General features: G+C 59.6%; 15 protein-coding genes. 10 read left to right on the top strand and 5 right to left on the bottom strand.

The window, feature by feature from the left end; translation table 11 throughout:
* Positions 1–38: 38 nt before the first annotated feature.
* Positions 39–1622: a peptide chain release factor 3 gene (locus N5D61_RS18550; RefSeq protein WP_108235995.1), complete on the top strand. Its 1584-nt coding sequence runs from the start codon at positions 39–41 to the stop codon at positions 1620–1622.
* A gap of 177 nt (positions 1623–1799) precedes the next feature.
* Here the strand turns inward: N5D61_RS18550 and N5D61_RS18545 are convergent, their stop codons facing one another.
* The 3 genes from N5D61_RS18545 to N5D61_RS18535 all read right to left on the bottom strand — a co-directional run bounded on the left by N5D61_RS18545 (position 1800) and on the right by N5D61_RS18535 (position 4399).
* On the bottom strand, positions 1800–2699 hold the full coding sequence (locus tag N5D61_RS18545; RefSeq protein WP_279893795.1) for an NAD-dependent epimerase/dehydratase family protein: 900 nt from the start codon (positions 2697–2699) through the stop codon (positions 1800–1802).
* A gap of 179 nt (positions 2700–2878) precedes the next feature.
* Entirely contained in the window at positions 2879–3775 is an 897-nt protein-coding gene (locus N5D61_RS18540) for a LysR family transcriptional regulator (RefSeq protein ID WP_279893794.1), read from the bottom strand.
* Positions 3776–3835: 60 nt separating this feature from the next.
* Positions 3836–4399, bottom strand: a complete 564-nt coding sequence (locus N5D61_RS18535) for a TetR/AcrR family transcriptional regulator (RefSeq protein ID WP_279893793.1) — start codon at positions 4397–4399, stop codon at positions 3836–3838.
* 94 nt (positions 4400–4493) lie between these two features.
* Here N5D61_RS18535 and N5D61_RS18530 point away from each other — a divergent pair, with 94 nt between their 5' ends.
* Both N5D61_RS18530 and N5D61_RS18525 read left to right on the top strand, forming a co-directional pair.
* Positions 4494–5138 carry a glutathione S-transferase gene (locus tag N5D61_RS18530; RefSeq protein WP_279893792.1) on the top strand — a complete coding sequence of 215 codons (645 nt, stop codon included), beginning with the start codon at positions 4494–4496 and terminating at the stop codon, positions 5136–5138.
* Positions 5139–5209: 71 nt separating this feature from the next.
* Positions 5210–6181, top strand: a complete 972-nt coding sequence (locus N5D61_RS18525) for an alpha/beta hydrolase (RefSeq protein ID WP_279893791.1) — start codon at positions 5210–5212, stop codon at positions 6179–6181.
* A 40-nt stretch (positions 6182–6221) separates the two neighbouring features.
* Here N5D61_RS18525 and N5D61_RS18520 read toward each other — a convergent pair whose 3' ends face one another.
* Positions 6222–6806 (bottom strand): NAD(P)H-dependent oxidoreductase, encoded by a 585-nt coding sequence (locus N5D61_RS18520; protein WP_279893790.1) that lies wholly within the window; start codon positions 6804–6806, stop codon positions 6222–6224.
* Positions 6807–7211: 405 nt separating this feature from the next.
* Here N5D61_RS18520 and N5D61_RS18515 point away from each other — a divergent pair, with 405 nt between their 5' ends.
* Positions 7212–7556 carry a cupin domain-containing protein gene (locus N5D61_RS18515; RefSeq protein WP_279893789.1) on the top strand — a complete coding sequence of 115 codons (345 nt, stop codon included), beginning with the start codon at positions 7212–7214 and terminating at the stop codon, positions 7554–7556.
* 84 nt (positions 7557–7640) lie between these two features.
* Here the strand turns inward: N5D61_RS18515 and N5D61_RS18510 are convergent, their stop codons facing one another.
* On the bottom strand, positions 7641–8459 hold the full coding sequence (locus N5D61_RS18510) for an isocitrate lyase/phosphoenolpyruvate mutase family protein (RefSeq protein ID WP_279893788.1): 819 nt from the start codon (positions 8457–8459) through the stop codon (positions 7641–7643).
* A 145-nt stretch (positions 8460–8604) separates the two neighbouring features.
* Here N5D61_RS18510 and N5D61_RS18505 point away from each other — a divergent pair, with 145 nt between their 5' ends.
* From N5D61_RS18505 to N5D61_RS18480, 6 genes are read left to right on the top strand one after another with little or no spacing between them, the layout of a single operon-like run.
* Entirely contained in the window at positions 8605–9711 is a 1107-nt protein-coding gene (locus N5D61_RS18505; protein ID WP_279893787.1) for an alpha/beta hydrolase, read from the top strand.
* A gap of 16 nt (positions 9712–9727) precedes the next feature.
* Entirely contained in the window at positions 9728–10657 is a 930-nt protein-coding gene (locus tag N5D61_RS18500) for a ThiF family adenylyltransferase (RefSeq protein ID WP_279893786.1), read from the top strand.
* A gap of 45 nt (positions 10658–10702) precedes the next feature.
* On the top strand, positions 10703–11926 hold the full coding sequence (locus N5D61_RS18495; protein ID WP_279893785.1) for an MFS transporter: 1224 nt from the start codon (positions 10703–10705) through the stop codon (positions 11924–11926).
* Positions 11901–12566 (top strand): GNAT family N-acyltransferase, encoded by a 666-nt coding sequence (locus N5D61_RS18490; RefSeq protein ID WP_279893784.1) that lies wholly within the window; start codon positions 11901–11903, stop codon positions 12564–12566. The genes N5D61_RS18495 and N5D61_RS18490 overlap by 26 nt, the downstream gene beginning before the upstream one ends.
* A 21-nt stretch (positions 12567–12587) precedes the next feature.
* Positions 12588–13883 carry a diaminobutyrate--2-oxoglutarate transaminase gene (gene ectB / locus N5D61_RS18485; RefSeq protein WP_279893783.1) on the top strand — a complete coding sequence of 432 codons (1296 nt, stop codon included), beginning with the start codon at positions 12588–12590 and terminating at the stop codon, positions 13881–13883.
* A complete protein-coding gene (locus N5D61_RS18480) occupies positions 13883–14593 on the top strand; it encodes an iron-containing redox enzyme family protein (RefSeq protein ID WP_279893782.1) in 711 nt (236 codons plus the stop codon). The genes ectB and N5D61_RS18480 overlap by 1 nt, the downstream gene beginning before the upstream one ends.
* Positions 14594–14713 lie beyond the last annotated feature (120 nt).

The following is a 14713-nucleotide window of genomic DNA, read 5'->3' as shown; positions in this document are numbered from 1 at the left end:
CGCCGCCCTTTTTTGAATCACCTCTCGGGCGATTTCCCATGACCAGACAGGCCGCCGAAGTCGCGAAGCGCCGCACTTTCGCCATCATTTCTCACCCCGACGCCGGTAAAACCACCATCACTGAAAAGCTTCTGTTGATGGGCAAGGCCATTGCCGTCGCCGGTACGGTGAAATCCCGCAAGTCCGATCGCCATGCCACATCCGATTGGATGGAGATGGAGAAACAGCGGGGTATTTCCATCACCACGTCGGTCATGCAGTTCCCCTACCGCGAACACATGATCAACCTGCTCGACACCCCCGGCCACGAAGACTTCTCGGAAGACACCTACCGTACCCTCACCGCAGTGGACTCGGCCTTGATGGTGCTTGACGGCGGTAAGGGTGTCGAACCGCGGACCATCGCGCTGATGGATGTCTGCCGCCTGCGCGACACGCCGATCGTCAGTTTCATCAACAAACTGGACCGCGACATTCGCGACCCGATCGAACTGCTAGACGAAATCGAAGCCGTCCTGAAGATCAAGGCGGCGCCCATCACCTGGCCCATCGGCTGCTACCGTGACTTCAAGGGCGTGTACCACCTGGCGGGCGACTACATCATCGTCTACACGCCCGGTCATGGCCATGAGCGCACCGAGACCAAGATCATCCAGAAACTGGACTCCGACGAAGCCCGGGCTCATCTGGGCGACGAGTACGAGCGCTTTCTCGAACAGCTCGAACTGGTTCAGGGTGCCTGCCATGAGTTCGATCAACAGCAATTCCTCGACGGCCACATGACGCCCGTATTTTTCGGCACTGCACTGGGCAACTTCGGTGTCGATCATGTACTGGATGCGGTCGTGGACTGGGCGCCGCAGCCACTGGCCCGGGTCGCTCATGAACGGACGGTCGAGCCGGTCGAGGAGAAGTTCAGCGGCTTCGTGTTCAAGATCCAGGCGAACATGGACCCCAAGCACCGTGACCGCATCGCGTTCATGCGCATCTGTTCAGGCAAGTACGACAAGGGCATGAAGATGCGTCATGTGCGGACCGGCAAGGACGTCCGAATCGGCGATGCACTGACGTTCTTTTCCAGCGAGCGCGAGCAGTTGGAAGAGGCCTATGCCGGCGACATCATCGGCCTGCACAACCACGGCACGATTCAAATCGGCGACACGTTCACCGAAGGGGAAGGCCTCGGCTTCACCGGTATCCCTCACTTTGCCCCGGAACTGTTCCGTCGCGTGCGTCTGAAGGATCCACTGAAATCCAAGCAACTGCGCCAAGGCCTGCAGCAACTGGCCGAAGAAGGTGCAACGCAGGTGTTCTTCCCAATGCGCAGCAACGACATCATCCTGGGCGCGGTGGGTGTGCTGCAGTTCGACGTGGTGGCCAGCCGATTGAAAGAGGAATACAAGGTGGAATGCTCCTACGAGCCGATCACCGTGTGGTCCGCGCGTTGGATCGACTGCGCCGACAAGAAGAAACTCGAGGAATTCGAAAACAAGGCGGTGGAAAACCTTTCAGTGGACGGCGGCGGTCACCTGACCTATTTGGCGCCGACACGGGTCAACCTGAGCCTGATGGAAGAGCGCTGGCCAGATGTCAAATTCCGCGCGACTCGGGAGCATCATTAATAGCTGATAACGCCGCCCCCCGGCCCGGCGCCTTGATCGTTCCCACGCAGAGCATGGGAACGATCATTCAACGTGATATCTGTAGGCGCGCGCTTGCCCGCGAGTGCGTTTGGTTGACCGACAGCACTGTGTCAGAAAGGACGCCATCGCGGGCAAGCGCGCGCCTACCACCGCAACTCAGTTCTTGATCATGTCGTGTTTGATCCAGTCGATCACCGAGGTGGTTTTCGGAGCCCAGCCCAACAATTCCCGAGCATGCTTGCCACGCACGCGGCTGTTGGAGCCCAAGCCATAATTGGCCATCTCGTAACCCCACTCGGCTTCAGCGTCTTTGAGCGGCCAGTCCTGCGCCTTGCCAAGCCCCATGGCCTGTGCGATGGCATTGCTCATGTCCAGAAATGACGCTTCGCCGCTTTCAACGAAATAGAAGGTGCCAGCCGGGTTCTTTTCCAGCGCCAGTGCGTAAAGCTCGACCACATCGTTGATGTGCACATTCGACCAGATATTGCCGCCGCTGCCGACGTGCCGGACGACCCCGCTCTTGCGAGCCTGTTTGACCAGACGTGGCAGTTGCACGCTGTCGCGGTTCACGCCCAGGCTGTGGCCGTAGATCAAGGTGTTGCAGAGCACGGCCGAGCGCACGCCCTCTTGGGCAGAGGCGAGCACCCGATCATCGATGGCGACGCGAGCCGCTTTGTCGGAGGTCGGCGCTGGCAGGTTGTCTTCGTAATAGATCACTTCAGAATGCTCACCGCCCGAAGCATCGCCGACGATGCTGGAGCCGCTGGTGTGCAGCAACGGCTTGTCAGATCCTTCGAGCCCTTCGATCAGCGCCTGGACAGCGCCCAAGTGATCACTGCTGGCGGCATTGATCACCGCATCAGCCCGGCGTGCCTGCTCGATCAGCAAGGCCTTGTCGTCGAGCGTCCCGACGACCGGGACAATACCCAACGCCGTTAATTCTTCCGCCTGTTCGGCACTGCGCACCAGACCCGTAACGTGATGGCCTTTCTGGACCAGACCCGTGGCGATGGAACCGCCGATGAAACCCGCCGCGCCGGTAATGAAAACGTTCATGAATGCCTCCGTTGAATCGAATGGAATGCGCCCATGGAACTACGGCCCCACTGTTGAAAAAAACCAGCATCGAACCAAATGACCTTTGCGTGTGTGGCAAAGATCGCTTCCTCCCTTGTCCAGAGGTCATCGCACGGCGTGATCGCACGAGACGCCGTTGAAGGCGCAAACCGTGAATCTCACGCCGCGTACCGCAGCAACTTCTGCTGGATAAAGTCCAGAAAGCACTGAATTCTCAGCGCCAATTGGGAATTGCGGTAATAAACCGCGTGGATAGGCTGACGGTAGCCATTGTTCGCGTCGGGCAATACGACCTCCAGGCGCCCCTGACGAATGTCTTCATGGGTCATGAAGTGCGACAGGCAGACGATGCCTTCGCCCGCCAGCGCCAGGTGGCGCAGGGTTTCACCGCTGGAGGCTGCCACGGTGGGCCGAATGAGAAACTGCTCGCCATCGGCATGTCGCAACGGCCAGTGGTTGAGCGTTTCGGTCTGGGTGAAACCCAGCAAGGCGTGCCCGTTCAAGTCATCGACTGTCCTGGGTGTGCCGTGTTTTTTCAGGTACTCGGGGCTGGCCAAGATGTTCAGTGGGCTGGTGCCCAGGGAGCGCGCGTGCAGCGTCGAGTCGGCCAGGTCTCCGATACGAATGGCGACGTCGGTGCTCTGCTCCAGCAGGTCGATGATCACGTCGTTGCTGTTCAGCTCCAGCTGAATTTCTGGATACAACGCCCGAAACTCTGCCACGTACGGAACGATGGAATGCAGCACGAACGGAAATGCTGCATTGATTCGCAAACGCCCGGAGGGCGTCTGTTGCCGAAGAGACAGGCGCTCTTCCAGGTCTTCCATCTGCGCCAGGATCTGCCGCGCCCGCTCGAGAAAGAATTTGCCTTCCTCGGTCAGGTCCATCCGCCGAGTGGTACGGTTGATCAATGTCGTGTCGAGCTTGTTTTCAAGACGGGACAGCGTGCGGCTGATCGCCGACGGCGTCTGGTTCATCTGTTCGGCAGCAGCGGAGATAGAGCCGCTTTCGATCACAGACACGAACACCTGCAGCTCATCGGATCGGGCTTTCAAGGTCATTCTCCGTTGTACGTCGTGGCTGTGGAAACGCGGCACCAGCAAACACCATCCGCATCACGGCAGCAGCCCTGCAGTTCGATAGGCCTGGATCGTGGTATCGAAGACGGCGATATCGCCACGCCCGCGAGCCACCAACTGTGCCCCTTCCACCGCTGCGTAGATCGCCAGCGCCTGGCTCAATCGCTCATCGTCGGTCAACTGAGGCCGACAGACCGAAAGCACGTCGCTCAACCAGCGCACGTTGACGTCCGTGAAGTTGTCGACTTCAACCCGGACTTCGGAGGGAAGATCGTCGTACTCGGCGGCCATGATGCCGCATAGACACATCCGATTATCGTTGACCAGCGCCATGCGAAAAATCTCGGTGTAGCCCTTCATCCAGAGGTTCAGGTCGTCGGAATCCTCGCGCAAACCGCTCAGATAGGCGATGCCGTCTTCGGTGTAGCGTCGGGCCAACGCGCTGCCCAGATCCCCCTTGGTAGGGAAATGGTAGTGAATGCTGGCACTTTTGATACCCACTTCCTTGGCCAATTCGCGAAAGCTCAGGCCATTGTAGCCGCGGGTTTGAACCATTTTTCGGGCGACCGTCATGATCGTTTCCCGAGTATCCATCGTCATAAATTTACCTTCCTATCGATAGATAGACGTTGACAGGCGAAATCATCTCAGCGCAGTGTATACCTACCGATAGATAGACAGCTATGGAACTCGCATGAAAGTTTTCGATATTCCCGGTTTTCCCAATCCTTTGCGCATCCGAATCGTTCTTGCGGAAAAAGGTCTGGCGTCGAGCGTGGAGTTCATCAAGGTGGACTTGCCCGCCGCCGAACACAAACAGCCGCCGTTTCTGGCGATCAACCCCACCGGAACCGTCCCCGTATTGCAACTGGATGATGGGACATACATCTCCGAGTGCACGGCCATCACTGAATACCTCGATAATCTCGACGGCAACCCGACGCTGACCGGTAAGACCCCGAAGGAAAAAGCGATCATTCACATGATGCAGAAACGCGCCGAGTCCGAGCTTGCCGACCCGGTCGGCTTTTACTTCCACCACGCGACGCCTGGCCTGGGTGCTGCGCTGCAACCGTACAAGAGCCCCGAGTGGGAAGGCCGCGTCGAGTGGGGCAACCGCCAGCGCGACAAGGCAGTGGCCGGGATGAAATATTTCGACCACGTGCTGCGTAGCCAGCCCTACGTTGCCGGGGATCACTTCTCGATGGCCGACATTACCGTGCTCGGGGGCCTGATCTTCGCCGGTTTCGCCAATATCGACATTCCGGATGAATGCACCGCGCTGAAATCCTGGCAAGCCAACGTACAGCAGCGTCCGAGCGTGCGTAATCCAGCTTGATTCTTCCCGCCCTGAGCGGCACAGCATCAGGGCACCCCACCCCTTCACCTCACGCTTTGAAGAGACTGTTCATGACCGTTTACACCCCTCGTCGTGCGTTGCGTCACGCCCTGACCATCGTTGCGCTCGCCTCCGCCTGCACGCTGATGACGGCTCACGCCGATACCACCCGCGTAGCTGGCAAAGCAGGCAGCCATTACACCCATCAGACCGCCCCGACTCAATTCGTCAATGTGGACGGCGCCCAACTCGCCTATCGACGTTTCGGCAAAACAGGGGGCGTGCCATTGGTGTTTCTTCAGCACTTCGTCGGCAATCTGGACAGCTGGGACCCCGAAGTCATCGACGGCTTCGCCCGTGATCGCGAAGTCATTCTCTTTGACAACGCAGGCGTTGCCAGCTCGAGCGGCCAGGTGCCGAACAACATCCAAGATATGGCCAAATACGCCGCTGGCCTGCTCCAGGCGCTGGGCGTGAAAAAAGCCGACTTGCTGGGGTTTTCGATGGGCAGTCTGATCGCTCAGCAGGTGGCGCTCGATCATCCTGATGTGGTGCGTCGCCTGATTCTGGTCGGTTCATCCCCTCGCGCGGGTGTAGGGATGGCTTCGCTCACACCGGAGTTTCAGGGGTATCTGGCCAAGAAACGCGAAGTGCCGGACGAACTGTTGCTCGACGTATTCTTCACCCAAAGCGCCGAAAGCCAGGCATCGGGGCGGGAATTCCTGACGCGGCTGCGGGCGCGCAAGGTTAACCGCGACGTCGACGTCAACGACAAGACGGCCCCCGCGCAAGCCGCCGCGATCGCCGGCTGGGGCGCTCCAGCGGAGCACGCCAACGACTACCTCAAGAACATTCATCAGCCTACGCTGGTAGTGGCCGGCAGCAACGACATCGTGTTCTACACCGTGAACGACGTGACGCTGCAACAGAACCTGCCGAACGCCCAATTGGTGATCTACCCGGATTCGAATCACGGCGCGATCTATCAATATCCGGAACTGTTCGTCAAACACGCCACCCTGTTTTTGAACGGCGTGAAGTGAGGCCCGGTGTGCCGTGCGGCGAAACCCCGCACGACACGTTTCAGACGCCGAACACCGAGGCGAGGTGAGCCTCGTAGCGCTTCACATCGAGTTCGATGTTCGGCACTTTCATCACGTCCACAGCCAGGAAGGTCGGCAAGCCGGCCATGCCCAGGAACTGGTTGGCCTTGTGGAACGGAAAGTAAACGGCGTCTACACCCTTGGCTTCGAAGAAATCGGTCGGGTCGTCGAATGCCTGCTGGGGAGCGTTCCAAGTGGCCGAGATCATGTACTGTTTGCCATGAAGCAAGCCGCCGCTGCCGTACTTCTGGGAACTGTCGGAGCGGGTACGGCCATCGTTGGCGTACAAGCTTCCGTGGCCCTCTGTGAAGACTTCGTCGATGTACTTCTTCACGGTCCAGGGCGCGCCCATCCACCACCCCGGCATTTGCCACACGATGACATCGGCCCAGAGGAATTTCTGCACTTCCTCGGCGACGTCGTAGCCACCGTCGATGAAGGTCTGCTTCACGTCGAATCCGGCACGGTCCATGAAAGCGATGCCCGCTTCGTGCAAGGTCGCGTTGTAACGGCCATCGGAGTGAGCGAACTGCTTGCCGCCATTGATGAAGAGTATTTTTTTCATGAAAGCACCTCGTCACTACCCAAGCGCTGGCCGACTCAAAGTGGGCCATGCGGGGGATCAGTCAGGGAGAATGGATAGGTAATGGACGGCAGGATAGCGGTTCAACACGCGTTGAATAACCTGCGTCAGAGCAAAAAACATTTGCGTTAAAGTCACGAATCTCTAAGTCATTATTGCCTTCAGAATCCGAACCGAGCTGCAAGGGTGGCGTGAGCAAGCCGCTTTCGACCGTCATCCCCTGCTCGCTGGGAGGGGTAATCAAGACGCCCTCCCGGACAACACCGGCGAGCACCGTTGCGCTTCCAGACACCCCGATGTCGAGCACAGACAACTGAGCGCCCACCGGGCCCCCTAAGGTGTGCGAGCGCCATTCACCCCTCTTTCGCCACCTCGTATGGAGCTTTCATGAGCGACTCGATCATTGTTCTTCGCGATACCACACCGGTGCCCGTCGTCGACGCGTGCAAATGGGAACGCATCGGCGGCGACCCGCATACCGTCAACCTCAACGCCTACACCAGCGTCGACGGCCAAAAAATCATGGGCACTTGGATCTGCACGCCGGGCAAGTGGTATGTCGAGTATGTGAAGTGGGAGTACTGCGACTTCCAGGAGGGCTATTGCATCATCACGCCGGAAGGCAAAGAGCCCATTCACCTGCGAGCCGGTGACAAGTTCATCGTCGAGCCCGGAATGAAAGGCACGTGGGAAGTGGTTGAGACCGTGCGCAAGTACTTCGTGTTTGCATAAAGGCCGAAGCGTGTCCCTACAGTGGATCAGCCGCCACGGTAGCCACCCATCCTGCGCAACCACGCGTGCGCAGGATGGGGCCGGTCAGCGCATTATTTTTTCAAGATGCCCGGGCGCCAACGCCCGCTGCATGTAATCCATTCCGGTGACCTGATCCAACTCCGCCAGGACCATCGCGATCTGTTTGTAGGCCGCACGAAACAATGAGCTGCCGAGGCTCACGCGCTGAATGCCCGCCGCGCGCAATCGATCGAGGGTCATGCGTTTGGCAGGGAGCACGTTGATCGGCTTGCTCAGCTCGCTTTGCACCGTCTTCAAATCCTCCATGCTGCGCAGACCCGGCGCGAACAGGCAGTCGGCACCCGCTGCTTCGAACGCGGTGAGGCGCCTGATGACTTCGCTCAACGAATATTCATGAGACCCGAGCAAGTAGTCAGTTCGCGCCGTGACCACAAAATGCGGATTACGGGTGCGCACCGCTTCACACGCCGCAATCACCCGCTCGCTGGCCTGTTCGACGCTGAAGAAAAGCGGGCCCTGCGGCGAGCTGTAATCGGCGATGTCTTCGATGGAGGCACCGCCACATCCCATATCGGAAACCTGTCGGAAGTTGCTCTCCACCCCTTCGGCGGTTTTCGCCAGACCGTTTTCCAGGTCCGCGCTGACCGGAATCCGCACGGCGCGCACGATGCGGTCGATGGCGTCGAAACGAAACTGGTTGTCCATCGTCACCGATGAATCGCCGTACCCGTGGGCATAGGCAATCCCTGCGCTGGTGGTCCCCAGGGTGGGGTATTCCAGTTGTTCGATCAGTCGCGCGCTGCCCTCGTCCCAGGCATTTGGCATCACAAACATGGGGCTACCGGGCCTGTGCAGATCGTTGAAGCGCTTGCTTGCATTCATGAATGGCGTCCTCCTGGGTGCAAGACTAAAGCGCCTCGCGCCGGTACCCCATTCAAAAAAATTGAATCGATTTCAAAAATCATGAAAAGACAGCGCGGAACGATCATGAAAGTCTTGCCCCACCTTTTGCCTTGGACGCACTTTCATGAAACGGACCGTAACCGCTTTATTGCTTTCGCTCGCCTGTACAACTGCATTTTCCGAACAAGTAACGCAAAACACTCACTCAACTCACTCACCGCCCGAAACAGCACTTAGCACATTCAATCTGCCGGGCACTTCAATGAAAGTTGCGCTATGGCACGACCCCGCCACGGGCCCGCAACAGTCGGTACCCAAACAATCTCAAATTGTACTTTTCGTTCACGGCGCCACGATCTCCGGCAAGTTATCGGCAGGTTATCCCATCGACGGTTATTCCTGGTCGAGGGATGTCGCCAATTCCGGGCGGGACGCCTGGGTGATCGACCTGCCCGGTTATGGCCGCTCGGACGACTACCCCGAAATGCGCAAGTCCAAGGCCCAGACCACGGCCGATCCCGTGGGCAATGCAAAGAGCCTGGTGCCGGTGCTGGACGCTGCGGTCGACTTCATCCTCAAGCAGAGCGGCGCCACCCAACTGACCCTTATCGCAACCTCGCGCGGTGCGATTCCAGCGGGCTACTACGCCACCGCCCACCCCGAAAAGCTGGAGAAGGTGGTGTTCAACTCGCCCATCGTGCGAAGGGACAACATCGATCCAGCGATCATCAAAAGCCTGTTCGGCAGCGCCGACAGACCGAGACAGAACTTCTACGAGATCCCCATGGACAAGCGCCTGGCGATGCTCACCGACGACCGACCGCCAGGCACCGAGGTGCAACTGGAAAAGGACTTCATGGCTCAGTGGCCAAAAGACTCGCTCTCCGAGCGTGGCACGCCACAGGGCACGATCAAAGTTCCCGGCGGATTCGCCCAGGATATTTATGACGCGTGGCACGGTACTTATTGGGACCCGGCAACTATCACAGTCCCGGTATTAATTATCCGCGGTGATTACGACCATGTATTGACCCCTCGCGAAGATACGGACTGGCTATACAGCCATTTAGTAAATGCCCCCAGCAAGCGCTCGGTACTTATTGATAAAGGCACCCACGCCATGTTGTTCGAAAAAAAGCGTTTTGAACTGTACCGCGAAGTTCAACTGTTTCTGGACGGCACTTATACCCCACTGGCATTGACCTGCAGTTTTTGCGTCGGCCGCAATTGAGAAAAGGAGCACCATCATGCTGAAGAAAGCACGCATCGTTACGCTGCAAGGCGTCCTCAATGAACAGGTGTACCAGGAGCGCGTCTCGCGCAGCGGTTGTTTTCTGGGAAATACGCCCGAGCAACAGGTCGCGAACCAGGCCAAGCTCTCCAACGCCGTAGTGGGCGTGGCAGGGGCTGGCGGCATCGGGGGCGCTGTAGCGCTGGGGCTGGCGCGTCTGGGTGTGAGGCACATCAAGATCGCCGATCCGGACTCGTTCGAGATCAGCAACATCAACCGTCAGTTTGGCGCTTCGGTTTCCACCGTAGGCCGCAACAAGGCCCTGGTGGTGGCCGAAGAAGTCCACAAACTGGCCGGTGACGTGACGCTTGAGGTCTATCCCGAGGGCATTCAAAAACACACCGCGGATGCCTTCGTCGACGGCTGCGATCTGGTGCTGGACCAGATGGACTTCTACAGCATCGGCGAACGCTACGCCCTGCATCGCGCCTATCGCAAATCGGCGAAATGCAAAGGCATGTTGGCCTCTTCTGTCGTGGGCTGGGGCGCCAACATCTACAAGTTCGAGAAGGACGGTCTCACGCTGGAAGACTTTTATGGCATTCCTGAAGACGTGCAGATGACGCCTGACCTGGTGGATAAGCTCGTGAAGCTACAAGCGTCCTACCAGCCGCGCTTCCCGAGCATCCCCGACATCTACGGCTGGATGCAGGACACCGGCAATGTGCCGATCCTGTCGATCGCGCCTACCGCGTCTCACTACCTGATCCTGTGCCGTTCGGCGCTGATGCTCTGCGACCTGGAAGGCGCCCCTTACAGCACACCGCTGCCGGCCATGCCCAAGTATTACTGGTTCGACGGCTCGACCTTCGACAACGGCATCTTCGAGTTCGATGGGCAATGGGCGAACCCGAACGAACACCAAAAACACTTCCGCGTCGCCTGACGTGTCACGGCCCTCGCTCGCGGGGGCCACACCGAGGTCAGCGTCTTGAACATCACCCCTTCACTCGGAGCAACCCGCGATATCGCGCTGTTCCTTGGCGGCTCCGGCCTGTGGTTCATCGGTGTCGGCATCCACAGCATTTTTTTGCCGTGGGTCTTGCTCAGCGTGCTTCGCGTCTCGCCCTTTCAGTTCGGTATCGCGCAGATGTGCCTGATGCTGCCCGTGCTGTTGTTGGTGATTTACGGGGGCTATCTGGCAGACCGGCAGCCCTTGCGCCGTTGGCTGGCGCGGATCTACCTGTGCGCCGGACTGCTCGCGCTCGTGTTCGCCGCTGGAGGGGCACAGGGCTGGTTGAGCTATCCGATGGTGCTGATGTACTCGTTGCTGTTCGGCGCATTGTCGGCTTTTTGCGCCCCGGCGAGGGAAGCCTGGTTGAACCTGCTCGGGCAGCACCAGTTGCAGAAGTGGGTCACGCTCAACATCGGCATCGAATTCGGCATTCAGATCGTCGGTTACGCCCTCGGCGGACGGGCGCCTGAGCTCGGCATCGGGTGGATGTTCGTCTTGCTGGCACTGCTGTTCGTGACCGCTTCGCTCAGCGTGTCGCGCATCTCCACCAGCACGCCCACCAAGCCTCGCTCGGCCGTGCTGGGCGAAACGCGCGCGGCCTGGCGCTACTCGACACACCATCCGGTGGTCTTTCCCGTGCTCTTGATAAACGGCCTGATCGGGGTCTTTTTCCTCGGTTCGTATTTCGTCGTCATGCCGTTGCATGTCTCGCAGTTGGCAGGCGGCGACGCCTCGCTGCTGGCCACCGCGAACACCGTGTTCATGATCGGGCTGATCGCTTCGGTCGTGACACTGGTGGTCACGGGCGGCCTTCGCCACAAACCGCGCGCATTGCTCGCTAGCTGCCTGTTGGCGGCGCTGTTGCTGGCTGCCCTGCCGTTCGTGTTCAACCGTGGGCTGCTGCTCTCGCTGCTGTTTGGCTGGGGGTTCCTCGGTGGCGTGGCGCTGAGCATGGGCCAGACCCTGATCCAGGAACATGCGCCGCCACGCAACAGGGCCCAAGTGTTGGCGCTACTGATGCTGTTCTTCATGGGCGGCAATCCCCTTGGGTCGTTGCTGCTCGGCACCCTGCTCGAATACCTGGACGCAACCATCGTGAGCTTAGGCAGTGCGCTGGCCATGACGGCGGCCCTCCTTCTCATTTCCTACACCCATCGTTTCTGGAGTCTGCACCATGCGCCGCTCAACACATGCGCTTGACTTCCCTATGCCGAACCGGTGCACCAATCGGGTCATCATCGCCCAGAGCGAAGACGATCTGGCCAAGGTCCGCACGGTCTGGGAAGAAGTCTACAAAGAAGAACTCGGCTGGCTCGACGAGCACCACACCGACCCGCGCACCGACCGTTATCACGCCACTTCAGTGTACTTGCTGGCCACCGGGCCTGACGGTGAACCGGTGGGCGTGATGCGCATGGTCATCGACGGTGATCAGGGCCTGCCGGTGGAGAACTTCATCGACATCGCCGCCCTTCGCCAATCAGCCCAAGGCCGGCTGGTGGAATGTGCGCGCCTGATGGTTCCGGCTCGATACCGCGACCAGAAATTCGCCGCCTACCCTCATGGCGTATTCGCCGCGTTGGTCAAGGCCGCGCTGCACCACTGCCTCAGGGAGAAGAACTACAACGTGCTGGCCAACTGTTTCGTCGAAACCCGCACCACACCGATCAAGGCCCTCACTCATCTGGGGTTTCGTGACCTGAACATCCGCTTTCGGGATGAGCTGAACGAAGCGTCGGAATGCACCGTGCTGCACCTGGACATCAAAGACATGCTGTCGATCTTTTATGGCCAGGAAGACGGGCTGGGCAACTACATCATGATGCGCAACGCCGGCTGACGCCGCGCAGGACGGACCCTTATGAACACACCGACTTCCATTTACCGGCTCGAATCCAATGTGCGCGCCTACTGCAGGAGCTGCGACGTGGTATTTGCCACGGCATCCGGGGCAACCCTCACGGACATCGACGGCCAGCCCTACATCGACTTTTTTGCCGGCGCCGGCTCGCTGAATTATGGGCACAACAATCCTTACCTGAAAAAGCACTTGCTGGCCTACATCGAACAGGATGGCGTGACCACCACGCTGGATTTTCACAGCGATGCCAAGTCGCGCTTCATCGAGCGTTTCGAACAAGTGATCCTCGCGCCCCGAGGCATGCGTTACCAATTGCAATTCACCGGCCCCACGGGCACCAACGCCGTTGAAGCAGCGCTGAAACTGGCGCGCAAAGTTACCGGCCGCTCGAGCGTCGCGGCCTTTACCCATGGTTTTCATGGTGTGTCTCTGGGTGCGCTGGCTGCCACCGCCAACGCGGATAAACGCGCCGTCGCGGGGGTCGAGCTTTCCAACGTCGTGCGCCTGCCCTACGACGGTTTTTTTGGCCCGGACATCGACAGCGCCGAAATCATCGCCTCGCTCTACCAGACCGCGGGCAGCGGTTATGAGGCGCCCGCCGCGATCATCCTGGAGACGGTGCAGGGCGAAGGCGGCCTGAACTGCGCGCACCCGGGCTGGCTGCAACGCATCGAGCGTTTGTGCCGGGCGTTGGGGGCGCTGCTGATTGTCGATGACATCCAGGCAGGGTGCGGGCGAACGGGCACCTTTTTCAGCTTCGAACAGGCCGGTTTGTCTCCGGACATCATCTGCCTGTCGAAGTCCATCAGCGGCTACGGTCTGCCGATGTCGCTGGTGCTGATCAAACCCGAGCACGACTGCTGGGAAGCGGGGGAGCACAACGGCACCTTTCGCGGCAACAACCCAGCGTTTGTCACCGCCTGTGCCGCCTTGGACTATTGGCAGAACAGCCAACTGCAGGACGCCATCGCCGAGCATGCGTCGCTGATGCGCACCGCGCTCGAAAGGATCCTCTCCGGCTTTCCATCGGGCTACGCGCACGTCGTCGGGCGCGGGATATTCCTGGGCCTGAGGTTCCGGGACGCCAGCGTCGCCGGCGCATTGGTCGGTGCCTGTCTCGAACAGGGTCTGCTGGTGGAAACCTGCGGCCCGCAGAACGAAGTCCTCAAGCTGATGCCGCCACTGACCATCGACACGGCCACCTTGCAACAGGGCCTGGACACGCTTGAACGCGCCTGCCTCAGCACCATGGCCTTTGACACCCCACTCACCCACTCGCTGCGAGGGATTGCCTGATGAACACCCTGATTCAACCGCTCGACACACCAATTGCTCACTGGAACCCCAGCGCCCACGTCCTTCAAGACCTGGCTGCCCTGAAGCAGGCATTGATCTCGCAGATCACCAGCCATCCTTTTCTGACCGGATGCCGCAACGGCGACGTGTCGCTGGAGCGGCTCAAGGCCTTCCTGGTGCAGCAGGGCAAGTACAGCCGACACTTCACCCGCTACATCTGCCAGTTAATGGTCAATCTGGAGTCCAGTGAGGACGTGCTCGAGGTGTTCGATAACCTGTTCGAGGAGCTGGGTTTCGGCGACGTGACCGAGCCACCTCATTCGCAGATCTTCCGCGACATGCTGCAAGACTTCGATTTGCAACTCGATGCACATCCGACCGATCTCGCGACTCAGCGGCTGATCGACAGCATGATGAACTTCTGCAAACAGCCCGAAGCTGCCTACGGCCTGGCGGCATTGTGCCTGGGCGCAGAAGCCATTGTGCCTGCCATGTACAGCGACATCGTCAGCGGTTTCGTGCAGCAGGGCATCGAACGGCAAAGGCTGCGATTCTTCACGCTGCACATCGAATGCGATGATGGACACGCCGACACGCTGTTGGCCATCTTGGCGCGACAGGTCGACCAACACCCGGCGCGTTCGGAGGTGGTGCGCCACGCAGCGTTTCAGATGATTCATGCGCGCCTGGCCTTTTTCGACGCGTTATGAATCACCCGGCAGGCCGGATGCTTTCGGCCTGCCGGCCTCGGCGAGCCAGGGCGCGCCATGGTATGAAACACGACCAAATGCGCTTCCTCCCGTCTTGCTAGCACTTGCACATCACCGATC

It is taken from the genome of Pseudomonas sp. GD03842 (genome assembly GCF_029841165.1).
Lineage (GTDB): Bacteria > Pseudomonadota > Gammaproteobacteria > Pseudomonadales > Pseudomonadaceae > Aquipseudomonas.
The sequence above is the reverse complement of the archived record's forward strand: the minus strand, read 5'-3'. Positions and strand labels throughout refer to the sequence as shown.